Origin of the sequence: Streptomyces cyaneofuscatus, assembly GCF_033109485.1 — a bacterium.
GTDB lineage: Bacteria > Actinomycetota > Actinomycetes > Streptomycetales > Streptomycetaceae > Streptomyces > Streptomyces cyaneofuscatus.
On the sequence record NZ_CP137002.1, the window covers coordinates 2,453,758 to 2,477,589 of the forward strand.

24 protein-coding genes are annotated in these 23,832 nt (G+C 73.0%); 12 read left to right on the top strand and 12 right to left on the bottom strand.

Going from position 1 to position 23,832, the window contains the following annotated elements; translation table 11 throughout:
• Nucleotides 1–396, top strand: coding sequence for a superoxide dismutase, Ni (gene sodN, locus R2B67_RS10195; RefSeq protein ID WP_003966342.1), 396 nt, complete (start codon nucleotides 1–3; stop codon nucleotides 394–396).
• A gap of 188 nt (nucleotides 397–584) precedes the next feature.
• Here sodN and R2B67_RS10200 read toward each other — a convergent pair whose 3' ends face one another.
• On the bottom strand, nucleotides 585–1,634 hold the full coding sequence (locus R2B67_RS10200; RefSeq protein WP_317817396.1) for an aldo/keto reductase: 1,050 nt from the start codon (nucleotides 1,632–1,634) through the stop codon (nucleotides 585–587).
• Nucleotides 1,635–1,750: 116 nt separating this feature from the next.
• Between R2B67_RS10200 and R2B67_RS10205 the strand changes: the two genes are divergently transcribed.
• From R2B67_RS10205 to R2B67_RS10240, 8 genes are all read left to right on the top strand, one after another.
• Nucleotides 1,751–2,224 (top strand): MerR family transcriptional regulator, encoded by a 474-nt coding sequence (locus R2B67_RS10205; RefSeq protein WP_317817397.1) that lies wholly within the window; start codon nucleotides 1,751–1,753, stop codon nucleotides 2,222–2,224.
• 103 nt (nucleotides 2,225–2,327) lie between these two features.
• Nucleotides 2,328–3,290 carry an alpha/beta fold hydrolase gene (locus tag R2B67_RS10210; RefSeq protein ID WP_317817398.1) on the top strand — a complete coding sequence of 321 codons (963 nt, stop codon included), beginning with the start codon at nucleotides 2,328–2,330 and terminating at the stop codon, nucleotides 3,288–3,290.
• A 109-nt stretch (nucleotides 3,291–3,399) separates the two neighbouring features.
• Nucleotides 3,400–4,368 (top strand): alpha/beta hydrolase, encoded by a 969-nt coding sequence (locus R2B67_RS10215; RefSeq protein ID WP_317817399.1) that lies wholly within the window; start codon nucleotides 3,400–3,402, stop codon nucleotides 4,366–4,368.
• Complete coding sequence (locus R2B67_RS10220) at nucleotides 4,361–5,554, top strand: acyltransferase family protein (RefSeq protein WP_317817400.1); 1,194 nt, start codon at nucleotides 4,361–4,363, stop codon at nucleotides 5,552–5,554. The genes R2B67_RS10215 and R2B67_RS10220 overlap by 8 nt, the downstream gene beginning before the upstream one ends.
• Before the next feature lie 28 nt (nucleotides 5,555–5,582).
• Nucleotides 5,583–6,899 (top strand): sensor histidine kinase, encoded by a 1,317-nt coding sequence (locus R2B67_RS10225; RefSeq protein ID WP_317824816.1) that lies wholly within the window; start codon nucleotides 5,583–5,585, stop codon nucleotides 6,897–6,899.
• Nucleotides 6,896–7,570: a response regulator gene (locus R2B67_RS10230; RefSeq protein ID WP_317817401.1), complete on the top strand. Its 675-nt coding sequence runs from the start codon at nucleotides 6,896–6,898 to the stop codon at nucleotides 7,568–7,570. Before R2B67_RS10225 ends, R2B67_RS10230 begins: the two co-directional genes overlap by 4 nt.
• Nucleotides 7,571–7,824: 254 nt before the next feature.
• Nucleotides 7,825–8,946 carry a DUF1266 domain-containing protein gene (locus R2B67_RS10235; protein WP_381074813.1) on the top strand — a complete coding sequence of 374 codons (1,122 nt, stop codon included), beginning with the start codon at nucleotides 7,825–7,827 and terminating at the stop codon, nucleotides 8,944–8,946.
• Entirely contained in the window at nucleotides 8,943–10,133 is a 1,191-nt protein-coding gene (locus R2B67_RS10240) for a DUF1266 domain-containing protein (protein ID WP_317817403.1), read from the top strand. The genes R2B67_RS10235 and R2B67_RS10240 overlap by 4 nt, the downstream gene beginning before the upstream one ends.
• Nucleotides 10,134–10,182: 49 nt before the next feature.
• Here the strand turns inward: R2B67_RS10240 and R2B67_RS10245 are convergent, their stop codons facing one another.
• From R2B67_RS10245 to R2B67_RS10265, 5 genes are all read right to left on the bottom strand, one after another.
• Nucleotides 10,183–11,064, bottom strand: a complete 882-nt coding sequence (locus tag R2B67_RS10245) for an NAD(P)H-binding protein (RefSeq protein WP_317817404.1) — start codon at nucleotides 11,062–11,064, stop codon at nucleotides 10,183–10,185.
• Entirely contained in the window at nucleotides 11,061–11,480 is a 420-nt protein-coding gene (locus tag R2B67_RS10250; protein ID WP_317817405.1) for a DUF952 domain-containing protein, read from the bottom strand. Before R2B67_RS10250 ends, R2B67_RS10245 begins: the two co-directional genes overlap by 4 nt.
• Before the next feature lie 22 nt (nucleotides 11,481–11,502).
• Nucleotides 11,503–13,086: a choice-of-anchor A family protein gene (locus R2B67_RS10255; RefSeq protein WP_317817406.1), complete on the bottom strand. Its 1,584-nt coding sequence runs from the start codon at nucleotides 13,084–13,086 to the stop codon at nucleotides 11,503–11,505.
• Between the two features lie 117 nt (nucleotides 13,087–13,203).
• The gene (locus R2B67_RS10260; RefSeq protein WP_317817407.1) at nucleotides 13,204–14,202 is read right to left on the bottom strand and encodes an NAD-dependent epimerase/dehydratase family protein; all 999 of its coding nucleotides are present in this window, start codon (nucleotides 14,200–14,202) and stop codon (nucleotides 13,204–13,206) included.
• A 134-nt stretch (nucleotides 14,203–14,336) separates the two neighbouring features.
• On the bottom strand, nucleotides 14,337–15,284 hold the full coding sequence (locus tag R2B67_RS10265; protein ID WP_317817408.1) for a LysR family transcriptional regulator: 948 nt from the start codon (nucleotides 15,282–15,284) through the stop codon (nucleotides 14,337–14,339).
• A gap of 286 nt (nucleotides 15,285–15,570) precedes the next feature.
• Between R2B67_RS10265 and snpA the strand changes: the two genes are divergently transcribed.
• A complete protein-coding gene (gene snpA / locus R2B67_RS10270) occupies nucleotides 15,571–16,227 on the top strand; it encodes a snapalysin (RefSeq protein ID WP_018510022.1) in 657 nt (218 codons plus the stop codon).
• 145 nt (nucleotides 16,228–16,372) lie between these two features.
• Here snpA and R2B67_RS10275 read toward each other — a convergent pair whose 3' ends face one another.
• The 6 genes from R2B67_RS10275 to R2B67_RS10300 form a co-directional block, all read right to left on the bottom strand.
• Nucleotides 16,373–16,729 (bottom strand): GntR family transcriptional regulator, encoded by a 357-nt coding sequence (locus R2B67_RS10275; RefSeq protein WP_109979519.1) that lies wholly within the window; start codon nucleotides 16,727–16,729, stop codon nucleotides 16,373–16,375.
• A gap of 2 nt (nucleotides 16,730–16,731) precedes the next feature.
• The gene (locus tag R2B67_RS10280) at nucleotides 16,732–17,703 is read right to left on the bottom strand and encodes a DUF1648 domain-containing protein (RefSeq protein ID WP_317817409.1); all 972 of its coding nucleotides are present in this window, start codon (nucleotides 17,701–17,703) and stop codon (nucleotides 16,732–16,734) included.
• Between the two features lie 144 nt (nucleotides 17,704–17,847).
• Nucleotides 17,848–18,588, bottom strand: a complete 741-nt coding sequence (locus R2B67_RS10285; RefSeq protein ID WP_317817410.1) for a DUF6304 family protein — start codon at nucleotides 18,586–18,588, stop codon at nucleotides 17,848–17,850.
• 77 nt (nucleotides 18,589–18,665) lie between these two features.
• Nucleotides 18,666–19,262: a GNAT family N-acetyltransferase gene (locus R2B67_RS10290; RefSeq protein WP_317817411.1), complete on the bottom strand. Its 597-nt coding sequence runs from the start codon at nucleotides 19,260–19,262 to the stop codon at nucleotides 18,666–18,668.
• Between the two features lie 101 nt (nucleotides 19,263–19,363).
• Nucleotides 19,364–20,407: a family 2 encapsulin nanocompartment cargo protein polyprenyl transferase gene (locus R2B67_RS10295; RefSeq protein WP_317817412.1), complete on the bottom strand. Its 1,044-nt coding sequence runs from the start codon at nucleotides 20,405–20,407 to the stop codon at nucleotides 19,364–19,366.
• Between the two features lie 92 nt (nucleotides 20,408–20,499).
• Nucleotides 20,500–21,906, bottom strand: coding sequence for a family 2B encapsulin nanocompartment shell protein (locus tag R2B67_RS10300; protein WP_317817413.1), 1,407 nt, complete (start codon nucleotides 21,904–21,906; stop codon nucleotides 20,500–20,502).
• 175 nt (nucleotides 21,907–22,081) lie between these two features.
• Between R2B67_RS10300 and R2B67_RS10305 the strand changes: the two genes are divergently transcribed.
• Together R2B67_RS10305 and R2B67_RS10310 are read left to right on the top strand one after the other, a co-directional pair.
• A complete protein-coding gene (locus R2B67_RS10305; protein ID WP_317817414.1) occupies nucleotides 22,082–22,528 on the top strand; it encodes an RrF2 family transcriptional regulator in 447 nt (148 codons plus the stop codon).
• A gap of 106 nt (nucleotides 22,529–22,634) precedes the next feature.
• Nucleotides 22,635–23,831, top strand: a complete 1,197-nt coding sequence (locus R2B67_RS10310) for a globin domain-containing protein (RefSeq protein WP_317817415.1) — start codon at nucleotides 22,635–22,637, stop codon at nucleotides 23,829–23,831.
• Nucleotide 23,832 lies beyond the last annotated feature (1 nt).

Sequence of the window (23,832 nt, forward strand, 5' to 3'; positions counted from 1 at the left end):
ATGCTTTCCCGCCTGTTTGCCCCCAAGGTGAAGGTCAGCGCCCACTGCGACCTGCCCTGCGGCGTCTACGACCCGGCCCAGGCCCGCATCGAGGCCGAGTCGGTCAAGGCCGTCCAGGAGAAGTACCAGGCCAACGAGGACGCGGACTTCCGCACCCGCGCGGTTCTGATCAAGGAACAGCGCGCCGAGCTCGCGAAGCACCACGTGTCGGTGCTCTGGAGCGACTACTTCAAGCCCCCGCACTTCGAGAAGTACCCGGAGCTGCACCAGCTCATCAACGACACCCTGAAGGCGCTCTCCGCGGCCAAGGGCTCGAACGACCCGAAGACGGGTCAGAAGGCCCTGGACCTGATCGCCGAGGTGGACCGGATCTTCTGGGAGACCAAGAAGGCTTGATCTTCCCCGGGCCGCCCGGCACCCGCGCTCGCGCGCGTCCGGACAGCCCGCACGACCGCACCCGGTCCGCAGGCCGCCGACAACGGCGTCCATGGCGGGCCGGGTGCGGTCGTTCGCGCGGGGCCATGGGGGGCATGGGGAGCCGGGGCACGCGGGTTTTCGGGGCCGGGTCGCCCGGGTGCGGTCGTTCAGGCCGCCGCGCGTTCGGCGAGCGGACGGCGGCGCAGGGCGGTCTCGGTCAGGGACCGCGGAGGGAGCGCGGCGGCGGGGTTGTAGAGGTTCACCCCGGGCCGGACGATCTCGTCGATCCGGTCGAGGGTCGCGTCGTCCAAGGTGACCGGGGCACCCTGGAGCAGGCCCTCCAGCTGTTGCATGGTCCGCGGCCCGATGATCGCCGAGGTGATGGCGGGGTGGGCCACGGTGAAGGCCACGGCGAGCTGCGGCAGGGTGCAGCCGATGCTCGTCGCGAGTTCGACGAGCTGTTCCACCGCGTCGAGTTTGGCCGCGTTCTCGGCGATCGCGGGGTCGAAGAACGCCGGCCGGATCGCGGCCCGGCCGGCCTCCAGGTCGATGGGCCGGCCCTTGCGGTGCTTGCCGGTGAGGAACCCGAAGGCAAGAGGGCTCCAGACCAGGACGCCCATCCCGTAGCGCTCGCAGACGGGCAGCAGCGAGGCCTCGATCCCGCGGGCGAGGATCGAATAGGGCGGCTGGGCGGTACGGAAGCGGCCGAGAGCGCGACGCTCGGAGACGTGGTGCGCCTCGACGATCTCGTCCGCCTGGAAGTTCGAGCAGCCGAAGGCGCGGATCTTCCCGTTTCGCACGAGGTCGCCGAGGACCGAGAGCGTCTCCTCGATGTCGGTGGTGTGGTCCGGGAAGTGGACTTGGTAGAGGTCGATCCACTCCGTGTCCAGGCGCCGGAGGCTGTCCTCGACCGCCTTGAGGATCCAGCGCCGGGAGTTGCCACCGCGGTTGGGTCCCTCGCCCATCGCGAAGTGCACCTTGGTGGCGAGTACGACGTCGTCCCGGCGCCCCCGCAGCGCCTTGCCCACGATCTCCTCGGACTCGCCCTGTCCGTACATGTCTGCGGTGTCGACGAAGTTGATCCCGTGGTCCAGGGCCGCGTGGATGATGCGGGCGCAGTCGTCGTGATCGGGGTTGAAGCCCGCCTGGAACATCATGGTGCCGAGGCAGTGGGTACTGACCTCGATACCGGTTCCGCCGAGTGTGCGATAGCGCATGGTGATGTCCCTTGCCGAGTGACCGTCGATGCCGGGCGACGGAGGAGTCGACCGGCAATGGGAGACCCTAGGATCTAGACCTGGCTCTAGGTCAACTCCCGTTTACGCTGACCGTCATGGCTGAGATCACCCCACGTCTGAGCATCGGACAGGTCGCCGAACACACCGGCCTGAGCGTGCACGCGCTGCGCTTCTACGAGAACGAGGACCTCTTCCTCACCCCCGTACGCCGCGGAGCCGGCGGCCGCCGCGTCTACAGCGAGGACGACGTGGCCTGGCTGACCGTCTGCATCATCCTGCGCGCATCGGACATGCCCGTGCCCGTGCTGCGCCGGTACGCCGCCCTCGTCAGGGAGGGGGCGGGCAACGAGGAGGAGCGGCTCGCGCTGATGCGTGAGCACGAGGCGCGGGTCACCGGCCGGATCGGCAGGCTCACCGAGTCGCTGGACCTGATCAGGTTCAAGGCGGCGGTGTACGAGGACATCGTCGACCAGGGCAGCGCGGCCGCCCACGACTGCCACGGCCCGTCCGCCGCGGCCGAGGGGGAGGAACGCTCGCCGGAGCGGCGCCGCGAGGTGCTGGCCGAGTAGGGGGCACCGCTCCACCTGTTGATCCCCCTCGCCTGCCGTCCTCGTGCCCGCTACTATGAGCACGAAACGATACGTCTCGTCTCATAGAGCAGTGAGGTTCGCCATGGAACGCTTCGTCGATGTCGCCCCCGGTGTCCGCCTCTGGGTGGAGGACCGCGGCGCCCCCGACGCCCCTGCCCTGCTGCTGGTCATGGGCGCGCTGGCGTCCGGGCTCGGGTGGCCGGAGGAGTTGGTGGAGTCGCTCGCCGAACGGCACCGCGTGATCCGCTACGACCATCGCGACACCGGACGCTCCACCTGGTCCTTCGACGAACAGCCCTATCCGCTCACCGCACTTGCCGAGGATGGCGTGCGGGTGCTGGACGCCCTCGGGGTCGAACGGGCACATCTGGTGGGGATGTCGCTCGGCGGGATGCTGGTCCAGCTCACCGTCGCGGACCGGCCCGAGCGGGTGCTCAGCGCGACGCTGATCGGGACCGGTGCGCTCAGTTCCGTACCGTACGAGCATCCGGACGGGACCCGGATCCCGGCGGAGGAGCTGCCCGGCGCCTCGCCCGCCCTCCTGGAGCTGTGGAGCCGGCCCGTCGAGGACCACGGGCCGGAGGCGGAGCTGGAGCGGCGGGTCGAGCACTGGCGGGCGCTCGGGGGTGACCGGATTCCCTTCGACGCCTCCTACGCCCGCGAGCAGGAGCGCCGGATCATCGCGCACACCGGGCATCACCATGCCGGTACCGCGCACGCCCGGGCCGACACCTCCGGGATGGACCGGACGGAAGCCCTGGCACGGACCGAGGTCCCCACCTTGGTCATCTCCGCGCCCGCCGAACCCGTCTACCCGCCGCCCCACGCCCATCACATCGCCCAGGCGGTCCGAGGCGCGCGGCTCGTCGAGATTCCCGGGATGGGGCATGCCTTGCCCCGTGAGGTGCACGCACCGCTCGCCGCAGCGATCCTGGAGCACACCGGGCGGACGGACCGCACCGAGCGGACGGACCAGGCCAGACCGGGCGGGCGGACCGCACCGGGCGGGGCTGACGCCGCTTCGCGTACGCCGCGTCATACCTGAGAGCTACCCCGAAGATCCACTCTCCAGCGGGACGGCAACTACCCGTAGCTCTCCGTAACTTCTGTATCGGACACAGGCAGAACATCCGGTACGGAAGGACCCCACCCCCATGGCGCACCGCCCGCCCAGACGCCGTCTGCGCCGCACTCTGCTGGCCGCTCTCGTCACCTTCTCGGTGGCCGTTCCGGTGTCCGGGGCGGCCCGGCCCGCCGCTGTGCCCGCCCCCGCGCCGACCGTGCTCGGGCCGCTGCGGGACGCGAGCGCGACCGCGTTGGAGCAGCGGTACGGGGTGAGCCGGGCCGATATCCGGGCTGCCGGGCGGGCGGCCTCCGGGCACGGGGACCTCAAGCGGGCGGCCTCCCTGCGGGCGATGGCCGCGCCCGGGCGGCAGTTCCTCTCCTTCGACGGGCGGGACGGGGGCCGGAGCGTGGAGGTCGTCGGGGAGCTGTCCGGGGCCCGGCGCGTCGCGGTGCTGGTGCCGGGGGCCGGTGTCGGGCTCGACGCGTACGGGCGGCTGCGGCGCGGGGCGGTGGCGTTGCAGAGGGAGTTCGGGCAGGGCGGGGCGGTCGTCGTCTGGCTGGGGTACCGATCGCCCGCCACCGTCAGCCCGGCCTCGGTGACCGACGGCCGCGCCGCCGAGGCCGCGCCGAGGCTGCGGGAGCTGGTGGACCGGCTGGGTGCCGTGCTGCCGGGAGCCAGGATCACGCTGCTCTGCCACTCCTACGGCTCCGTGATCTGCGCCCGGGCCGCCTCCGGGATCCCGGCCGACGCCATCGTGCTGTATGGCAGCCCCGGGACCGGCGCCGAGGATGTCGCCGCCCTGCGGACCGGGGCGCGGGTGTGGGCCGGGCGGGGTGGCGGTGACTGGATCGCCCGGGTGCCCCATGTCCGGGTGCGGGTGCCGTTCGTGGGGGCCGTGGGGTTCGGGACGGACCCGGTGGCGGACCGGTTCGGGGCCGAGGTGTTCGACGCGGGCGGCGGGGGCCACAGCGACTATCTGCTGCCCGGGTCGCGTTCTCTGGCGAACCTGGCCCGGATAGCCTCCGGCCGCGCCCCGTCGGAGGCCGGTCGTGACTGACGTACGTGGACCGGCGCGCCGCCTCGTCGCGCGCATCGAGGCCGCCACCCCGCCCGGCCGCGACCGGGCCGTGGACGCCTTGCGGGCCCTGGCCATCCTGGGCGTGGTGGGCGGCCACTGGCTGGTGACCGCGCTGGTCGCCGACAGCGGCACCGTGCGCGGGGCGAGCCCGTTGACATATCTGCCGGAACTCACCCCGGTCTCCTGGGTGTTCCAGACCTTGGCGGTGTTCTTCCTGGTGGGCGGGCAGGTGGCGGCCCGGAGTTGGGCCTCGGCGCATGAGCGGGGCGTGCCGTACGGGCGGTGGGTGGGGGGCCGGCTGACTCGGCTGTTCCGGCCGGTGGCGGCGGTGGTCGTGGTGTGGTCACTCGCGGTGGGCGTGATGCTGATGGCCGGGGTGGGTGAGCCGACGGTGTCGGCGCTGGCCAAGCTGGTCTGGTCGCCGCTGTGGTTCCTGCTCGTCTTCGCCGCACTGACCGCGCTGACGCCGCTGGTGGCCCGGCTCCACCCGCTGTGGCCGCTCGTGGTGGTGCTGCACGTCGACCTCGTACGGTTCGGGCTCGGCGGTCCGCGGGAGCTGGGGTGGATCAACGTGATCGCGGGGTGGTTGGTGCCGTACTGCCTGGGGGCGCTGGTCGCCCGGGGCGGGCTGCGTGGCAGGGGGAATCGGTGGGCGCTGTTGGTCTGCGGGGGCGCGGCGGCCGGGGCGCTCGTGCTGTGGGCCGGGTATCCGGGCGCCATGGTGGGCGTTCCGGGCGGCCGCATCTCCAATCTGGATCCGCCGAGCCTGGCCGCCGTGACGTTCGGGCTGGCGCAGTGCGGGGCGGCGCTGCTGCTGCTCGGGCCGCTGCGCCGGGCGCTGCGCAGGCCGGCCGCGTGGGCAGCGGTGGCAGTGGTGAACCTGGCGGCGATGACCGTGTTCCTCTGGCACCAGACGGCGATGATCGTCGTGACGGCGAGCGCACTGCTGGTCGCCGGTGGCCCGCTGCCGGGGCTGCACACCGTGCCCGACGGCGCCGGCTGGGTGGTCGCCCGGCTGCTCTGGCTGCCGGTGTTCGCGCTGGCGCTGGTGGTGTGCTGGGCGGCGTTCCGGGGTCATGAGCAGGGCGGATGGAGGGAGGGCACACACTCCCTCCTCGTACGGGAGTCCGCACCCGAACGGAAGGGACAGGTGCGTCGTGCCTAGTCTGAGGGCGAGTGGAGCCGAGGGGGCGGTGGGGGCGGTGACGTCATCGAGGGCGGTGCGCCTGCGGGCGGCTGTGCGCCGGGCGCCGCGCGCCCTATACGAGGAGCTGTGGGGGGCGCCCGCCGACCGGGTGCCGCGCATGGGTGAGCCTGATGCGCCGGTGTGGCGGCCGTCGTTGCTGGTGCTGCTGATCATCGCGGCTGTCTGCTTCGCGGTGCCGCGCACCAACGAACTGACCGCCTACCCGTCCGGCGGGGTCAGTGGGTGGGCGGTGCTGGCCGCCGTTGCGCAGTCCGCGGCTCTGGTGGCCGGGATGATCCGGCCGGTGGGTGCCTGGTGGGCGGCGACGGTGTTGTCGGTGACCACGGTCCTGGTCACCGAGTCCGTGATGAGCCCGGACCGGTTGTTTCCCTGGAGCATCATGGGGATGGTGTTCCAGGGCGGGGCACTGTTCCTGCTGGCGCTGCGCGTCCCGCCACGCCGTGCGCTGGGAGCACTGGCCCTCACCCTGCTGGCGGGGGTGGCGCTCACCCTGCACACCACTCAGCGGCACAACATGGACCTCGACCGCTCGGCACCGGTGTTCGTCGTGGCCTTGGTCCTCGGCGCCGCGCTGCGCAGCCTGAGGCTGGCCCGTCAGGACCTGGTCGACCAGGTCGAGCTGACCGCCGACGAGCGGGCCCGGCGGACGCTGCTGGAGGAGCGCCACCGGATAGCCCGCGAGTTGCACGACGTGGTGGCCCACCACATGTCGGTGATCTCCATCCAGGCGCAGGTGGCCCCGCACCTGGTGAAGGACCCCTCGGACGAGCTCAAGGAGAACCTCACCGGAATCCGGGAGAACGCCCTGGAAGCCCTCGCCGAACTGCGCCGCGTGCTGGGCGTCCTGCGCTCGGAGGAGGCGCCCACGCAGAGCGCCCGGCACACCCCGCAGCCCAGTCTCGACCGGCTCGGCGCGCTGGTCTCCTCCGTGCGCTCCGCCGGTATGGCCGTCACCCTCGCCACCACCGGCGAGCCGCGCCCGCTGCCGCCGGGCGTCGAGCTGTCGGCGTACCGCATCGTGCAGGAGGCGCTGAGCAACGTGATGCGGCACGCCCCCGGGGCGAGCGCGCGGGTCGAGATCGGTCATCGGGCCGCCGGACTGACCGTCCGCGTCACCAACACCGCGCCGCTCCGCCCCTCCCTCGCCTCCCTCGCATCCCACGGGGTCCGGCACGGGCTGCTCGGGATGCGCGAGCGCACGACGATGCTCGGCGGCGACCTGGCCACCGGCCCCGCGCCCGGCGGCGGCTGGGAAGTCACCGCCATCCTGCCCGTCACCGGAGACACTGAGGACCTGCCATGACACCGCCCATCCGCGCAGTGATCGCCGACGACCAGATGATGGTCCGCCAGGGCTTCACGGTCCTGCTGAACGCCGAGCCGGACATCGAGGTCGTCGGGCAGGCCGTCAACGGGCTCGAAGCCGTAGCACAGGCAGGCGAACTCGCCCCGGACATCGTGCTGATGGACATCCGGATGCCCGAGCTCGGCGGCATCGAGGCGACCCGCCGGATCACCGCGGGCGAGAGCTCGACGGTGAAGGTGCTCGTGCTGACCACCTTCGACCTCGACGAATACGTGTACGAGGCGCTGCGCGCGGGCGCCTCCGGTTTCCTGCTGAAGGACGCCTCGGCCGACGAACTCGCCCATGCGGTACGGGTGGTGGCGGCGGGTGACGCACTGCTCTCGCCCAACATCACCAAGCGGCTGATCACGGAGTTCTCCCGGACGGCCGGGGCCCCGCGCGCGCCGTTGAAGGAGCGCATCGGGGATCTGACGGAGCGGGAGACGGAGGTGTTGTCCCTGGTGGCGGCCGGGCTGTCGAACGCGGAGATCGCCGGGCAGCTGATCCTCGCGGAGCAGACGGTGAAGACCCATGTGGGCCGCATCCTGGTCAAGTTGGGCGTCCGCGACCGGACCCAGGCGGCGGTCTTCGCGTACGAGTCGGGGCTGGTCCGCCCGGGCGGCCTCTGACCACCCGGGCCGGGGCACGGGGCTGACCACCCGGGGGGCGCGGGGCCGACCACCCGGGCCGGGTGCGGGGCCCGTTTCGTAGGATCGGCTCCGTGACCACGGGGAACGGGGCGGGAACAGAGGGCGGCGGAGCGGTGGCGCCGCCGCACGAGGCGTACCGGACGCTGCCACCGGCGTACGCGGGGAATCCGGGGAACCAGCCGGGGTACGCGGGGAATCCGGCGGCGTATCCGCCCACCGCGCCGCCCACCGGGATCGAGCGCGCGCTGACGGCCGCCGTCGCGGGCGGGGACGGCGGGGCGGTGGTGGAGGTGCTCGCGCGGACCCGGCTGTACGTGCTCGTCGCCCGGCTGCACGCGGACATCCCCGGCTGGACGGCCCCGCTGCCCACGATCCGCGACGAGGCCTCCCGGCGGACCTGCGTCCCGGTGCTGACCCCGGGGATGCTGCCGCCGTGGCACCCGGAGTGGGTGTTCCGGGAGGTGAGCCTCGGTGAGCTGGCCCGGACCTGGCCGTACGACGTGCGGCGGCTCGCGGTGAACCACGGCACGCCGTACGCGGCGATGGTCGACGCCCGGCCCAAGCACCTCAAGGCCTGGCTCAGGGCCGACGAGCACTCCGGCGGGCCCGAACACCGCGTGCTGCTCACCGACGGCGGCGGCCCGCTGTACGGCCCGCTCGCCCACGGGCTGGCCCTCGGCGCCCACCTGGCCGTCACCAACGGCCTCATCTGGAACCGGCTCGGCGCCGCCTACGAGGACTACGCCACCGACCGGGCCCGGCTGCGCAGCCCGTGGGGCATCCCGCACCGCGCCGAGTACCGCGACCGCCTCGCGTCGCTGATGAAGAACCAGCTGGTCGGGCGCGTCCAGGAAGCCGTCCTGCGCACCCGGCACACCCTGGCCGCCCGGCTGGGGCGTACGCCGACGCGCGAGGAGTGGGCCGAGGCGGTGGCCCGTGCCTTCGCCGCGCGCGATGCCGACGACCGGGCGCTGGCCGACCGGTCGCTGTTCTTCATCGCCCTGTACGAGGACAGGCTCCGGGCCGACGGCGCCCTCGCCCCGGACGGCCGCGTCGACACCCTGGCCGCCTTCGACCTCGGCCGGGCGGTCAACGTCGTACGGCTCGCGCTCGGCGCCCGGTACGGCGATCCGCACGAGGCCGAGCAGGACGTCCTGCGGCTCGGCGAACTCGCCCGGGAGGCCTACCCCTCATGGCCGGACTTCTCCCTCGGCTACCTCATGGCCCGCATCGTCCACCGGGCCGAGGAAGACGGCCCGGAGGCGGCGGAGCCCACGTACCAGCAGTCGCTCGCCGAGCACCGCATCCTCACCCAGGACCCCACCAGCCCCTACCGGAACATCCCCTGGTCATGAACCCGATCCCCCACCCGAACCACCCCACCGCCGCCTTTCCCGCCCCGGCCCCCTGGATTCCGCCCGGCGAGACCGAGCAGCTACTCCACGAGGCGACGCTGCGCGGTGACGCGCGGGCCCAACTGGCCGCGCTGGCCGGGGCCGAGCTGTACATCCCGGCCCCGCGCGCCGAGGTGGACGCCAGACCGGACAACGTCACCTGGCGCGCGCACCACGACCCGTCGGGCTTCGTCTGCCGGCCCGTGCTCACCCGGGGCATGCTGCCCGCCTGGCACGCGGACTGGGTCTTCCACGGGGTCTCGCTGCGCTGGGTCGCCGAGTTCGGCTGGCCGGAGGCGGGGATGTTCCTGGGGGTGAACGTGGGGACACCCGGCCAGTTGCTGCTGCCGGCGACTCCTACCGAACGGGCACTGTGGCAGCGGGCGTACGCGGAGAACGACCGCCTCCAGGAGAACCGGCTCCTCGCGCTGCGCCACGGCGCGCTGCACGGACCGCTGGCGTACGGGCTGGCCTGCGGGGCGCACCTGGCGATCGCGGCCGCGGTCCCGTGGAACGAGGTCGGCACGGTCTGCCGCGAGTACGAGAGGGAGCGCGCGCAGCTCCGCGACTCCTGGGACATCACCGATCACGCCGGGTGGCGCAGGCAACTGGACATCCTCCTCGACGCCCGCAACAGCCCGCCGGAGCCGGACTTCGTGCTGCGCGCCCGCGAACAGCTGGCGGCCGGCCTCGGCGAGCTGCCCTCCGCCGACCTGTGGCGGGAGACCGCCGCCGGTCACGCCCAGGACCTCGGGGCCGACGCGGGCGCGGTGAAGGGCATAGAGGACCTCGTACGCCGCATCATGCGGTACGAGGCCCGGTTCCGCGCGGACGGGCTGCTGGAGCCGGACGGCCGGGTGCGCACCACGGTCGCCTACGACTACGGGCGGGCGGTGAACCTGGCGCGGTGGGGGCTGTCGGCCCGCTACTGCGCCCCGGCCGAGGCCGAGCAGGCGATCGTCTACGCCGGGGCGCTGAGCAAGTCGGCCTACCGGTCGTGGGAGGAGTTCTCGGCCTCGTACGCGCTGGGGCGGGTGCTGCGGTTCGACGGTGAGTCCTACGGCCCTTTCTACGAACAGAACGTCATCGCCCACCGCCTGCTGGCGGAGAGCGAGGGCAGTCCGTGGCGCCACATCCCGTGGCGATGATTGGAGTCCCCAGGCCCCAGACCCCAGACCCCAGGCCCCAGGTCCCCGGTCAGACGCCGGGCAGCAGATGGCGGTAGCTGTCCGGGTTCTCCGCGAGGAACGCGGCGAAGCTCTTGGCCGGGTGGCCGGTGAGGGTGGGCACGGCGTCGGAGACGGCGGCCAGTTCGCCGGCCGCGATGGCCTCGTACGAGGTGACCCAGCCGGCCACCTCCCACTCCTCGGCCCCGTATCCGGCCCGGGACGCGTAGGCCTCCTCGACGGTCTCGGGGACGTAGCGGATCGAGCGTCCGGTGACCCGGCTCAGCTCCTCGGCCGCCTCGGCGAGGGTGAACGCCTCGGGGCCGGTGAGGTCGTAGCCGCGGTCGTCGTGGGCGGGCGATTCGTCCAGCAGTACGGCGGCCGCGGCGTCCGCGATGTCCTCGTGGGCGACGGCGGCGACCCTGCCCCCACCGCCCGGACCGCGCAGCACGCCGTCGGCGCCGGTCATCGCGGGCAGCCCCGCCAGGTACCAGTTGTCCCGCAGGAACGTGTGGCGCACGTCGGCCGTGCGGATGTGGGCCTCGGTGTGCCAGTGGTCGCGGGCGAAGGTGAACGTGGCGTCGGGCGCGGCGCCCTGGAAGGACACGTAGACGATCCGCTCCACGCCGACCGCCACGGCCGCGTCCACGGCGGTGATGTGCTCGCGCACCCGGTAGGGGCTCTCGTGGGCGGAGACCAGGAACAGGGTGTGCGCCCCGTCCAGGGCCCGGCGCATCGCCTCCCCGTCGCCGTAGGGGGCGGCGGGCGCGCGGTCGGCGCCGGGCAGGTCGGGCAGGCGGGCCGGGTCACGGCCCAGGAGGCGTACGGGGACTCCGGCGCGGGCGAGGCGCCCGGCGACCCGGCCGCCGACGGCTCCGCTCGCTCCGGTCACCGCGGTGAGGGGGCCGTTCACTGGGGTTCGTCTTCCTCTCGTCGGTCGTGGTGCCAGTCGTCGAGGCGCCGCACCTCCACGACCGCGTCCACCGGAAGCGGTCCGTACAGGTGCGGGAACTCCTCGCCGCCGGGCTTCATCGCCTCGTACCGGACGGGGGCGGTGAGGCGGGCGGGGTCGACGGTCAGGACCAGGAGGTCATGACCGCCGGCCCCGCCGCCATCCTCGCTCCCGTCCCCCTCCCCATCCCCGGCCCCGGCCCCGGCCCCGGCCCCGTACAGCATCCGTGCCACGCCCGGGAGTTGGTGGGGCAGGGAGAGGTGGATGAAGCCCTCCTCCTGGAGGGTGCGGCCGCGGGTGGACATCTCGTACGTCCCTGTCCCGCGGGCCGCCTCCCAGAGGGGTGCTTCGGCGAGGTGCAACAGCGGTTCGGTCATCGCACCACGCTAGCGGGCGCTGCTAGTAGGTGCGGCGGCGCGCCCGGCGGGTGGCGACGAGGACCGTACCGCCGGCGGCCACCAGCGCCGCCGCGATGGAGCCGATGATCCACTCGCCACCGCGCGATCCGGTGTCGGGCAGTTCACCCGGGTGGGACGGGGAGGGGGTCGGCTTCCACGTCGGCGTGGGGTCGGTGGGATCCGGCGTGGGGTCGGTGGGGGTGGGGGTCGGGTCCGTCGGCGTGGGAGTGGGGTCGGTGGGGGTCGGCGTCGGATCCGTCGGCGTCGGGGTGGGGTCCGTCGGCGTCGGGGTGGGATCCGTCGGCGTAGGCGTCGGGTCCGTGGGAGTCGGCGTCGGATCCGTAGGCGTGGGAGTGGGATCCGTCGGGGTCGGCGTCGGATCCGTCGGCGTGGGCGTCGGGTCGGTCGGCGTGGGCGTCGGGTCCGTCGGCGTCGGGGTCGGATCCGTGGGAGTCGGCGTCGGATCCGTAGGCGTGGGAGTGGGAGTGGGATCCGTCGGTGTCGGCGTCGGGGTCGGGTCCGGGCCACAGGTCGGGAGGTCGCCGTCGAACGGGTACGCGTGGATCTCCTGGCCGCCCGAAGCGCCCGACGAGGTGTGGGTGAGCGAACCGGCGCTGTAGAAGCGGCCGTTGGTGCCGCTCATGGAGAGCGTCGTGGTGCTGGTCGGCTGCCCGACCAGCACGCTCCCCTGGAACTGGGCCGGCCCGGTCAGCGTCAGGTCCGTCGCGTCCGGGAAGTTCCACAGCAGGCGCTCGCGGAGCCCCGGGTTGGGGAGGGTTCCCATGAACGTGGCGACCGTGCGGGCGTCCCCGTAGACATTGACGAGCACGGTCGCCCCGGCGGGAATGCCGGTGAAGGTGAACCCGGCGTTGCCGTTGGTCTCGGAGACGAGGTTCGTGTCCACGTCGAAGATCTGGATCGCCGAGGTCCCGTCCCCGGTGAAGGTGAAGGTGTCACCGACCCGCTCCCAGTCGCCGGTCGTGGCGCGGTGCGCGTCACCCTCGTACGCGTAGCACCGGCTGGCCTCGGTGAGCTGCGGGCGCAGGCCGGTGAACGGGGCGGTGGCCTCCGGGTCGGGGCGTGGGGCCGTCAGCGGGTTCACCGTACCGGTGAGGCTCCCCGCGTAGGCGACCCGGCCGGAGTTCGTACCCTCCTCGGCGAGGAGGCGCTCGCCGGCCGCGACGGTGACGTCCCCGCCGACCGTCAGGTAATCGGAGCCGTTCGGCGGCGCGACCCGCGAACCGACGCCGACGACTCCGACGTTGTACACCTGCGAGACCCCGTCCCGCTTGTCCATGTCGAACTGCCCGAGGGTGACGATCTTCCCCTCGGCTTCGGCCGCGGCCTCCCGGACCAGGAAGTCCCCGCCGACGTAGATGTTGATGTTCTCGTCGTAACCGGCGATCGGTCCGTTGTTGGGTTCGTTCCACACGTCCGGGCACCCGCTGCCGAGGCAGGGGCCCAGTCCGCCCGGCAACGGATCGGCGGCGGCGGCCGGGGCCAGCATGCCCACCATCGCCGCGGCCGTGGCCACTGTCACTGCTGCCCGGATTGCGTTGCCGCGCCTGCGCGCCTGTTGTTCCATGCCGCGCAATATGCATCTTTAATGCTAGTCATTTGTTATGACACGCCGGATTTACCCCCATGCGTCTACCTATAGGCGGGTGCCGACGTCAAGACGAGTGCCGGCCCGAGGCAGCGTTCAGAGAGCCAGCAGCTTCTCCTCCAACCGGGGATCGAGCCCGACCGCCGGCCGGTCCGGGCGCTGAGGCGCGGTGCCGCCGCGCTCGCGCAGCCAGGTCCAGGTGTCGGCGACCGTCTCGCCGACCGGCCGGCAGCGCAGTCCGGCGGCCTCGGCCCGGGCATGGCCGCCCTGGTGCAGCGCGTCGTACAGCTCCCCCTCCGGCAGCCAGACCGGCAGCCCGCTCCAGGGCTCGACCCCGGCGGCCAGCAGGGTGTCCGGGTCCGTCCAGCGCAGCTCGGCACCGGAGCCGGTGACCCGGACACAGGTGTCGAGCAGCTCGCCCATGGTGGTGTGACCGGGGCGGCTGACAGTGTTGTACGGGCCGTGCAGCCCCGCCACCGCGGCGTCCAGGATCCAGCTCGCCAGGTCGCGCGCGTCGACGTACTGGAGTCCCGCCGTACGCGGGCCGGGGGCGATCACCGGGCCGCCGCGGGCGATCCGGGTGAGCCACCAGGGCAGCCGCCCGATGTTCTCGCCGGGGCCGATGATCAGCCCCGCCCGCGCCAGCAGGGCCCGGTCACCGAAGGCGTCGAGGGCCGCCAGCTCGCCGCCGCGCTTGGCCCGGTCGTACGGCACGTCCCCCTCGTCGTCGGGAGAGGCGCCGCCCACCAGCGGCCCGTCCTCGTCCAGACCGGCGGGGGCCGGATAGGCGTACACGGAACGGCTGGAGACGTACGTGTAGTGGCCCGCGCGGTCCGCCAGCAGCCGGGCGGCGTCCCGTACGGCGGTGGGCACCCCGCTCCAGGTGTCGACCACCAGGTCCCAGTCGCCCGCGTGGTCCGCCAGCGCCGCGAGGCCCCGCTCCCCTCCCGTACGGTCGCCCGTCAGCGCCCGCACGCCCGGCGGCGGCGCGTGGTGGCCCCGGTGGAAGACGGTGACCGCCCAGCCCCGCTCCAGCGCGGCCTCGGTGACGGCCCGTCCGACGAACTCCGTACCGCCCAGCATCAGTAGCTTCATGGGCCGAGCCTGCCCGCTCCGGCCGCCCCCGGGAACACCCGCACGCTGTCAGCAGAACGGGGAACTCCCGGCGGGCTCAGGGCGTGCGCGCGAGGGGGCCGACCGGGTTCAGGGCGTACCTACGGGGGGCGGGTTCAAGGCGTGCGCGCGAGGGGGCTGCGGTGGCGCAGCAGCCAGGCGTAGTAGCCGCTGGAGCGCCGGGCCGCCTCCACATAGGCCGCCTCCAGCTCCCCGTACACCACCGAGGTGTCCGTCTCCGGCCGGGACGCCAGGAGCAGCCGCACCGCGAGGGGGTCGCCGCGCAGCGGGCGGATCGCCATGTCGTGGCGGGGCCCCGAGGTGGGCTGGCAGGGTGCGACGGCCTCGCCGAGCACGACTAGGGAGGCGGCGGTGAGGTAGTCCCCGTGCAGGACCGGCGGGTCGATCCCGGCCGCGCCCAGCACCCGGCGCACCCCGTCCCACTCGCCGTCCACCGTCGGATCGACCATCCACCGGTCGTCGGCCAGGTCCCCGAGCTCCACGACCCGGCGGCGGGCGGCGGGATGGTCCCGGGAGAGGGAGATGAACTGCGGTTCGCGGTCCAGGAGTACGCGCTGGACCAGGCCGTCGGGGAGGGTCAGCGGGAAGCCCTCCACCTCGTGCACGAAGGCGACGTCCAGCCGGCCCGCCTCGACCGAGCGCAGGAGGGCGTGGGCCGAGACGTCGACCCGCAGAGAGATCTCCGTACCGGGCAGGGCGTCCCGCAGCCGGCGGAGCCAGCTCCCGACGACCCGGCTCGCGGTGGAGCCGACGCGCAGCCGGGGCCCCCGGGACGCGTCGGCCTCCGCAAGGGCGTCGGTGACCAGGGCGCTCATCCCGTCGACGAGCGGCCTGGCCCGGCTGAGGACGGCCCGGCCCAGGGAGGTCGGGCGGCAGCCGGTGCGTTCGCGGCGGAACAGCTCGGCGCCGAGCGAGTTCTCGATCCGCCGCAACTGGGTGGTCAGGGAGGGCTGACTCACGCCGAGACGACGGGCGGCCTGATGCAGACTGCCCGCGTCGGCGATGGCGCACAGCGCCCTGAGGTGCCTCACCTCAAGCTCCATGAAGCGGAGACTACGACCGGTCATGCCCCTGACACCAGCGGCCTCAACCCCATCAAAGGGAGTTAATTCAGCGGGTGTTGGGCGGAGCTTCAGGAAGCGATGACAGGGTGGCGCGGCCCGGCCGGGCGGCGGGCGGGCGCGGGGGATAGGGCCGCGCTATCCCCGGTTGGCATCATCCCCGGCGGCCGTCCGCTCCCCCACACTCTCCCCGTACCGCCCCGCGCCCCGTCCGTTCAGCGGACAACCCCCACGGCGCGGGTTCACCGGACAGTAGGAGAAATCCCCCATGAGACACCTCAGGACCGCCATCGCCTCCGCCATCGCCGGTCTCGGCCTCGTCGCCGCGCTCGGCACGGCGCCCGCGGTCTCCGCCGCTCCTGCCCCTGCGGTCTCCACCCCTTCCACCATCGCCGCGTACACCGGGTCGGCCGAGAACGCCGCCGCGAACAAGGCCTTCTTCGACGCGGTGATGAAGTCCGTCGCCGAGAAGCGGGCCGCCAACCCGCGCGCCCTGGCCGTGACGGTGACGTACAGCGCCGCCTCCGCCCCGAGCTTCCGCACCCAGATAGCCAACAGCACGCGGATCTGGAACAGCTCGGTCAGCAACGTCCGGCTCCAGGAAGGCTCCAACGCCGACTTCACCTACCGCGAGGGCAACGACCCGCGCGGTTCGTACGCCTCGACCAACGGTCACGGCCGCGGCTTCATCTTCCTGGACTACCGGCAGAACCAGCAGTACAACTCGACCCGGGTCACCACGCACGAGACCGGGCATGTGCTCGGCCTGCCGGACACCTACTCCGGTCCGTGCAGCCAGCTGATGTCCGGCGGCGGCCCCGGCCCGTCCTGCACCAACGCCCAGCCCGACGCCAACGAGCGGGCGCGGGTGAACTACCTCTGGCAGAACGGCTTCGCCGCCGCCCTGGCGGGCACCGCCTCCTGACCCGCATCGCCGCATGACCTCATGCGTCGCATGAGGAGAGGGCCGTTCCGGACGCGGAACGGCCCTCGGTGGTGGAGCGGACTGTTGTTGTACGGGGGTGGCGTCGGCTGGGGTGAACCGCTGTCGTACGCCGGTGGCAGCGGCCTCAGGAGCCCAGTTCGGCGCGGACCAGCGTGAGCAGCTCCTCCTCCGTCAGGCCCAGCTCCCGGGCGTCCGCGACCACTTCGCGGACCCGCTCCAGGAGTTGGGCCCGGCGGGGCGAGGCACCTTCGGTGACCACCGCACCACGGCCGCGGCGCAGCTCGATCAGCCCTTCCTCGCGGAGCCGCTGGTAGCCGCGCAGCACCGTGTGGACGTTCACCCCGAGGGAGTCGGCGAGCACCCGGGCGGCGGGGAGCCGCTCGCCCGGGGTCACCGCGCCGTCGGCGACCGCGCGGCGCACCGAGGCCGCGATCTGGTCGCCGAGCGGCACGGTGGAGGTGGGGTCGACCCGGAAGAGCATGGTCAGCGCCCCGCCCGGTTCCGGTCGACGAGGGTGTTGAGCAGGGCGGCCCCGGTGCCGGAGTCCTCGACGGTGACCGCGAACTCACGGCCGCTCTTCTGCCGGGCCACGATGGCCTCGCCCGAGCGGACGATGAAGCCGGTGCGGCCGGGGCGGATGCGGTAGCCCCAGCCGCCGAACTCCGCGACCGCGTCGACCCGCCGGCTGTCCGCCGCCTCGATGCGCTCCAGCGGGACCTGCACCCGGGGCCAGGGCAGCAGGCCGGAGACGGTGAGGCCGCGCCGGTCCACGGTGACGTGGGCGCGGCTGAAGGCGAGCACCAGCAGGGCGAGGGCCAGCAAGGGGGCGCCGAGGAACCAGTTGACCCCGTAGCCGAGGCCCGTACCGGTCGCCACGATCACCAGGGCGCTCAGCGGCAGCCACCGGGAGCCGGTGGTGCGGGCCCAGCCGGCCACCTCGCCGTCGGCGAGCGCGATCCGCTCACGCTCGGCGGGGCTCTTCCCGGCGCGGGGGTCCTCCGGTGTCGGGACCAGCCGGGCCAGCAGCAGCCCGATCCCGCCGGCGAGGACAGCCGCACCGGTGGCCACGGCGAGGTGCCACAGCGGGAAGCGGCCGACCGCGGCCCCGTCGGGGGCGTCCAGGTTGACGATCAGGGTGGCGAACAGCACGTACTGGAGGAAGGCGGCCACGGCCCAGCCGCCGCCGATGAGCAGGCGGTGGGCCCGCCCGTAGAACTTTCCGCCGACCACCATGAGGACCCACAGGGCGCCGAGCACGGGCAGCACCGGGGCGGTGACCAGGACGTAGGTGGTGCGGTCGACGTAGCCGTTCACGTCTCCGGAGACGTCGAAGTGGCCGGCCAGGCGGGTGGGAAGACGGTCCTTGAGGACGAGGAAGAGGATCAGGTCGACGAGGAAGGAAAGGGCAAAGGGCAGGGCCGCGAGCGTGGCGCGGCCAAGGTTCTTGCGTGTCATGAAAACCTCCGTTGTTCGCATGCTAGTAGAACAACTAGAGGAAGGGCAATGCGGTACTCGCACTCGGGTTCCGGGAACAGCTCTGCCCCGTACCGGAGTTGCGGTACGGGGCAGAGGAGGCGTCCGTCAGGAGCGGCGTGACCGTCAGGCGGGTTCGAGGGGCCCCAGAGGCTCCAGGGATTCCCGAGGCTCCAAAGCTTCCAGGGGCTCCAGAGGTTCCAGAGGTTCTGCTGGGAAGACTCCCCGATGCCCTGTCCCCGCCCCCCGGGACGGGCGCACCTCGAACTCCTTGCAGCTCCAGATCTCCTGGACGAAGCCGGTCCGCCGGTCCCACAGGTCCAGCACCGCGTCCTCGCCCTCCACACCCCGGTAGGCGTCCTTGGCACCGCGGAAGCAGGCGAGGCCGCCGGAGAGGCCGCGGCCGGGGGCCGGGAAGTAGTCGGAGAAGGCGCAGGCGATACAGGTCTGGAGCTGGATGCCGTCCGGGAGGATGCGCTGGATCGCCGTCAGCGCGGCGGCGAAGTCGCCCTCTGCCCGGGCCGATTCGTAGGCCGCGCCGTCCAGATGGAGGGTGAGGTAGAGGTCCGGGTCGACCCGGCGCAGGGAGAGCAGGCAGCCGAGGGTGGCCTGGCGCAGGGCGCCGTCGACGAGGACGGGCAGCGGGAGGTCCCACTCCAGCACGCAGTCGGTGAGGGCACCGTCCGCCAGGGCGAACATCCCGCTCTCCGGAGGCGTGCCCGACACCGGCGCCAGGTCGTCGAAGCTCTCACCCTCGAAGTCGACGCCTCTGATCCGGATCCGGAGTTGCTGTCCGTCCGTGGTGAGAACGACGCACTCGGAACCGCCCCGGTCCCGGTACCAGCCGGCCCACGACTCATCTGTCATGAGCAGGGACTGTAGCCCCTGCCCGGCACGGGTCGGGTGCCGCCCTCCCTCTCCCCGCGGAGAGGCCGGAGGAGACGTCAACTCGTGCGTGGTTCACGCCACATGGGCCACATCGAGGGGCCGTCCGGCAGCTCGACGGCCCGGCCCAGGAAGCGGAAGCCGAGCCGCTCGTAGAGCGTACGGCTGCGGGCGCTGCTCGCCTCCAGGTAGGCGGGGACGCCATCGCGGTCGCAGCGGTCCAGCTCCGCCCGGATGAGCTCGGCCCCGATGCCCTCGCCCTGGCGCTGCGGGGAGACACCGATCATGAGCAGGTAGGCGTGGGCGCGGTCGTGCGGGTGCACCTTCCCGGTCAGCCTTCCGACCAGTTCGCACCGCTCGTTGTCGGGGTCGGCGGTCTGCCGCATCAGGGCGGGCGTGGGGTCCTCCCCCTCGGGCGCACCGGCGGGCACCGGAAGCCACAGGGCCACGGCCGCGCCGTCTTCGGCCACATCGATACGGCCTTCGGCGAGGGTGATGTCGGCGAAGACGCCGAGGAACCTGCCGTGCACCGCCCGCCGGTGCGCCTCGTCGGGGAAGACCCAGCTGCTGACCGGGTCGTGGTGGAAGGCCTCCTCCAGGACCGATACGACCAGCTCCCTGTCGTCCTGGCCCGCCCGCTGAATCCGTATGCCCATGACCGGCTTCCGCCCCTTCGCCCGCTGCTCTCGACGCTCTGCTCTCAACCGACCTCCGGAATACTAGAGTTGACGGGCGCGGGGCGGGCCGGTGCGGCCCGTCAGCTGGTGCGGCGGGTGACGAATTCGGCCAGGGCCAGCAGGTCACCGGCTCCGTCGGGGTCGGGGACCGCCCGGGAGAGGTGGTGCACCGCCCGGGCCATCCGGTCGGCCGCGCAGACCTGGGCCCAGTCCCGGCCGCCGGCCCGGTCCACGGCGTCGGCGGCGCGGTCCACCTCCGCGGCGGTGGTCAAGGGTCCCCGGTAGAGCGCGGCGAGTTCGGCGGCGGCCGGGGTGCCGGAGGTCAGGGCCGCCACGACGGGCAGCGACTTCTTGTGGGCGGCCAGGTCGGCGCCGACGGGCTTGCCGGTGCGGGCCGGGTCGCCCCAGATGCCGATCAGGTCGTCGATGAGCTGGAACGACAGGCCGGCCTCCCGTCCGAAGCCGTCCATGGCGCGGACCGCCCGGTCCTCCGCCCCGGCGTAGAGGGCGCCGAGGGCGCAGGCGCAGCCGAGCAGGGCGCCGGTCTTGGCGGTCGCCATGGTCAGGCATTCGTCCAGCGTGACCTCGTCCGGGCCGCGCTCCTCGAAGGCGCAGTCGGCCTGCTGGCCCGCGCAGAGCTCGATGACGCAGGAGGAGAGGCGGGCCGATGCCCGCTGTGCGGCCGGGTGGGTGTCCTCGGCCAGCAGTCGCTGGGCGAGGGCCAGCATGGCGTCGCCGGTGATGATTGCGTCCGGGACGCCGAAGACGGCCCAGGCGGTGGGCCGGTGTCTACGGGTGGTGTCCTCGTCGATGACGTCGTCGTGGAGGAGGGTGAAGTTGTGCGCCAGCTCGACGGCGACGGCGGCGCGCACGGCGCGTTCCGGATCGCCGCCCAGCGCCCGGGCCGCCGCCAGCACGAGGGCCGGCCGGATGGCCTTGCCCGCCTGTCCGGCGGCGGGCGTTCCGTCGGCGTTCTCCCAGCCGAAGTGGTACATCGCGATCCGGCGTATGCCACCGGGCAGCGATTCCACGGCCGATCGCAGATGCGGGTCGACGATGGCGCGGGTGCGCTCCAGCAGCGCCGCGGCCTCGTGCCCTTCCGTCGCTGCGTCCGTACTGGTCATGGTCACGGTCACTCCCTGGGGCGGTGCGATGGGGCGGGGCCCCGGCGGCCCGGCCGGTGTCGGCCGACCGGGCCGCCGGGGGTGACACGGGGTCAGCGCCAGCGGCTCACCTCCACGTTCTCCAGCACGCCGAGGGCGTCCGGTACCAGGATGGCGGCGGAGTAGTACGCAGTCACGAGGTAGGAGATGATCGCCTGCTCGTCGATGCCCATGAAGCGGACCGAGAGGCTCGGCTCGATCTCGTCCGGGATGCCGGTCTGCTGGAGGCCGATGACGCCCTGCTCGGCCTCGCCGGTCCTCATGCAGATGATGGAGGTGGTGCGGGCGTCGGTGACCGGGATCTTGTTGGACGGGAAGATCGGCACCCCGCGCCAGGCCGGCACGTGGTGACCGCCGATGTCCACGCTCTCGGGGACCAGTCCGCGCCGGTTGCACTCGCGGCCGAAGGCGGCGATGGCGCGCGGGTGGGCGAGGAAGAGCTTCGATCCGCGCCGCCGCGAGAGCAGTTCGTCCATGTCGTCGGGGCTGGGCACCCCGTCGTGCGGCTGGAGCCGCTGGCCGTAGTCGCAGTTGTTGAGGAGGCCGAACTCCCGGTTGTTGATGAGCTCGTGCTCCTGGCGCTCGCGCAGCGCCTCGACCGTGAGCCGCAACTGCTGCTCGGTCTGGTTCATCGGCTGGTTGTAGAGGTCGGCGACCCGGCTGTGCACCTTGAGGACGGTCTGCGCGACGCTCAGCTCGTACTCGCGGGGCGCGGCGTCGTAGTCGACGAAGGTGTGCGGGACGACGGCCTCGCCGACATGGCCGGCGGAGAGGTCGATCGCCGCCTCGCCGTACTTGTTGGTCCGCTGATGCGGGATGGAGAGCAGACCGGCGAGGTGGGCGCGGAGCGGCTCGGCGCGCTCCGCGAGGTTGAACACGTCCGCGCGGCTGAGCGTCAGCAGCGTGCACGCGGTGACGGCCCGGGCGGTGTACTCCCAGACGGCGTCGCCGTCGACCAGGCTCTGGTCACCGAAGTACGCGCCGTCGGCGAGGACTTCGAGCTCCGTCTCGTCCCCGTAGAGACCGGCGCCGATCTTCTCGACCTTGCCGTGCGCCAGCAGGAAGACCCGGTCCGCCGCGTCCCCCGACGTGGCGAGCACCTCCCCCGCGGCCACGTCGCGCTGCTCGCACCTGCGGGCGAGCTCGGCGAGGACCTCCTCGTCCCCGAAATTGCGCAGAGCGGGCAGCTCCCCCAGCTCGGCGGGGATCACGGCCACCCGGTCCCCGGTCTGGACGAAGGTCACCCGGCCGTCACCGACCGAATAGCTGAGCCGACGGTTCACCCGGTACGTACCGCCCTGTACCTGCACCCACGGCAGCATCTTCAGCAGCCACCGTGAGGTGATCTCCTGCATCTGCGGCGCGGATTTGGTGGTCGTCGCGAGGTTCCGCGCAGCTGCCGTCCCCAGACTCTGCTGCGGCGGCGCCTGCGTGTCGCGAACCTCTTCACCAACGGACATCTGACGTCCTTTCAATCATGGGCTGACCTGCTGGAGAAGCCTTTCAGCGGAGGACGTCGACCGCCATTACACAAAAGAGTGTGACTAATCGGCCTTCGGTCGGGGCACGTTGCTCCCCGTCGCCCTGCGGACCGCATAAGTTGCATCCAAGATGCAACTTATCTAGGGTGGAGCCATGCGGCTGACCAGATTCACCGATGTGGCGCTCCGCGTGCTCATGCGGCTGGCGGTCGCGGAGGGCGCGGACCCGCCCACCACGCGCGAGGTGGCGGACACCATGCGGGTGCCGTACACCCACACCGCCAAGGTCGTCGCCCGCCTCCAGCGCCTGGGCCTGCTCGACGCCCGCCGCGGCCGGGGCGGCGGCCTCACCCTCACCACCGCCGGGCACTCCGCCTCGATCGGCGCTCTGGTGCGGGAGCTGGAGGGCACGGACGACGTCGTGGAGTGCGAGGGCGACACCCCCTGCCCCCTGCGCTCCGACTGTCGGCTGCGCGGCGCCCTGCGGCGGGCCCAGGAGGCCTTCTATGCCTCGCTCGACCCGATCACCGTCACCGATCTCGTCGCCTCCCCCACCGGCCCCCTGCTGCTCGGCATCGGCAGCGGACCACCACCGGAGTGAGTCCGGCCCCGCCGCCCGCCCAGCACACCCAACCGCCCAGGTCGGGCATCACCGCACCCAAAAATAAGCATCTCGGATACCAATTAACACAGAGGAGCCCCTCCGCATGCTCTCCGACCGGTCCACCGCCACCGTCCGTGCCACCCTTCCCGCCGTCGGCGCGGCCATCGGGGACATCGCCGACCTCTTCTACAAGAAGCTCTTCCAGGCCCACCCGGAGCTGCTGCGCGACCTGTTCAACCGGGGCAACCAGGCCTCCGGCGACCAGCGCACAGCCCTGGCCGGGTCCATCGCCGCGTTCGCGACCGCGCTGGTCGAGCACCCCGGCACCCGGCCCGACGTGATGTTGAACCGGATCGCCCACAAGCACGCCTCGCTGGGGGTGACCCCCGAGCAGTACGAGGTGGTGCACACCCACCTCTTCGCCGCGATCGCCGACGTACTGGGTGACGCGGTCACCCCTGAGGTCGCCGCGGCCTGGGACGAGGTCTACTGGCTGATGGCGAACGCCCTCATCACCATCGAGGCGCGCCTCTACGCCCAGCAGGGCGTCGTGGCGGGCGACGTGTGGCGGGAGTGGGAGGTCGCCGCACGGGTCGAGGAGACCGAGGACGTCGCCACCTTCCACCTCCGCCCGGCGGACGGCGGTGACGCGCCCGCCTTCCGGCCCGGCCAGTACGTCTCCGTCCAGGTCGAACTGGCGGACGGGGCACGGCAGATACGCCAGTACAGCCTCTCCTCCTCCCCCGGCTCCCGGCTGCGCTCCATCACCGTGAAGCGGGTGCGCGGGCAGGAGTCCCCCGACGGCGAGGTCTCCCGCCACCTCCACGAGCACACCCGCGCGGGCGACCGGCTGCGCGTCTCCGTCCCCTACGGGGACCTGGTCCTCGACCACCTGGACGCGCCCCTGCTGCTGGCCTCGGCGGGGATCGGCTGCACGCCCGTGCTGTCGATGCTGGAGCACCTGGCCGAGCAGGGCCACGACCGCCCGGTCACCGTGGTGCACGGCGACCGCTCCCCCGCCGACCACGCCCTGCGCGCCCACCACGTCCGGCTGACGGAGCAGCTCCCGGCCGCCGAGCCGCACTTCTGGTACGAGTCCCCGGAGGCCGGCCACCCCGCCCACCGCACCGGCCTCGTCGACCTGAACGGCATCACCGTGCTGCCCGGCACCCACGCCTATCTGTGCGGCCCGCTCCCTTTCATGCGCACGGTCCGCACCCGGCTGCTGGAGGCGGGGGTGCGCCCGGCCGACATCCACTACGAGGTGTTCGGCCCGGACCTCTGGCTGGCGAGCGCCTGAG

Bases quoted from the DNA above. Each gene is read 5' to 3' on its own strand.
- sodN (WP_003966342.1), top strand. From the start codon at position 1: ATGCTTTCCCGCCTGTTTGCCCCCAAGGTGAAGGTCAGCGCCCACTGC.
- R2B67_RS10200 (WP_317817396.1), bottom strand. From the start codon at position 1,634: ATGCGCTATCGCACACTCGGCGGAACCGGTATCGAGGTCAGTACCCAC.
- R2B67_RS10205 (WP_317817397.1), top strand. From the start codon at position 1,751: ATGGCTGAGATCACCCCACGTCTGAGCATCGGACAGGTCGCCGAACAC.
- R2B67_RS10210 (WP_317817398.1), top strand. From the start codon at position 2,328: ATGGAACGCTTCGTCGATGTCGCCCCCGGTGTCCGCCTCTGGGTGGAG.
- R2B67_RS10215 (WP_317817399.1), top strand. From the start codon at position 3,400: ATGGCGCACCGCCCGCCCAGACGCCGTCTGCGCCGCACTCTGCTGGCC.
- R2B67_RS10230 (WP_317817401.1), top strand. From the start codon at position 6,896: ATGACACCGCCCATCCGCGCAGTGATCGCCGACGACCAGATGATGGTC.
- R2B67_RS10240 (WP_317817403.1), top strand. From the start codon at position 8,943: ATGAACCCGATCCCCCACCCGAACCACCCCACCGCCGCCTTTCCCGCC.
- R2B67_RS10250 (WP_317817405.1), bottom strand. From the start codon at position 11,480: ATGACCGAACCGCTGTTGCACCTCGCCGAAGCACCCCTCTGGGAGGCG.
- R2B67_RS10255 (WP_317817406.1), bottom strand. From the start codon at position 13,086: ATGGAACAACAGGCGCGCAGGCGCGGCAACGCAATCCGGGCAGCAGTG.
- R2B67_RS10260 (WP_317817407.1), bottom strand. From the start codon at position 14,202: ATGAAGCTACTGATGCTGGGCGGTACGGAGTTCGTCGGACGGGCCGTC.
- R2B67_RS10265 (WP_317817408.1), bottom strand. From the start codon at position 15,284: ATGGAGCTTGAGGTGAGGCACCTCAGGGCGCTGTGCGCCATCGCCGAC.
- snpA (WP_018510022.1), top strand. From the start codon at position 15,571: ATGAGACACCTCAGGACCGCCATCGCCTCCGCCATCGCCGGTCTCGGC.
- R2B67_RS10275 (WP_109979519.1), bottom strand. From the start codon at position 16,729: ATGCTCTTCCGGGTCGACCCCACCTCCACCGTGCCGCTCGGCGACCAG.
- R2B67_RS10280 (WP_317817409.1), bottom strand. From the start codon at position 17,703: ATGACACGCAAGAACCTTGGCCGCGCCACGCTCGCGGCCCTGCCCTTT.
- R2B67_RS10285 (WP_317817410.1), bottom strand. From the start codon at position 18,588: ATGACAGATGAGTCGTGGGCCGGCTGGTACCGGGACCGGGGCGGTTCC.
- R2B67_RS10290 (WP_317817411.1), bottom strand. From the start codon at position 19,262: ATGGGCATACGGATTCAGCGGGCGGGCCAGGACGACAGGGAGCTGGTC.
- R2B67_RS10295 (WP_317817412.1), bottom strand. From the start codon at position 20,407: ATGACCAGTACGGACGCAGCGACGGAAGGGCACGAGGCCGCGGCGCTG.
- R2B67_RS10300 (WP_317817413.1), bottom strand. From the start codon at position 21,906: ATGTCCGTTGGTGAAGAGGTTCGCGACACGCAGGCGCCGCCGCAGCAG.
- R2B67_RS10305 (WP_317817414.1), top strand. From the start codon at position 22,082: ATGCGGCTGACCAGATTCACCGATGTGGCGCTCCGCGTGCTCATGCGG.
- R2B67_RS10310 (WP_317817415.1), top strand. From the start codon at position 22,635: ATGCTCTCCGACCGGTCCACCGCCACCGTCCGTGCCACCCTTCCCGCC.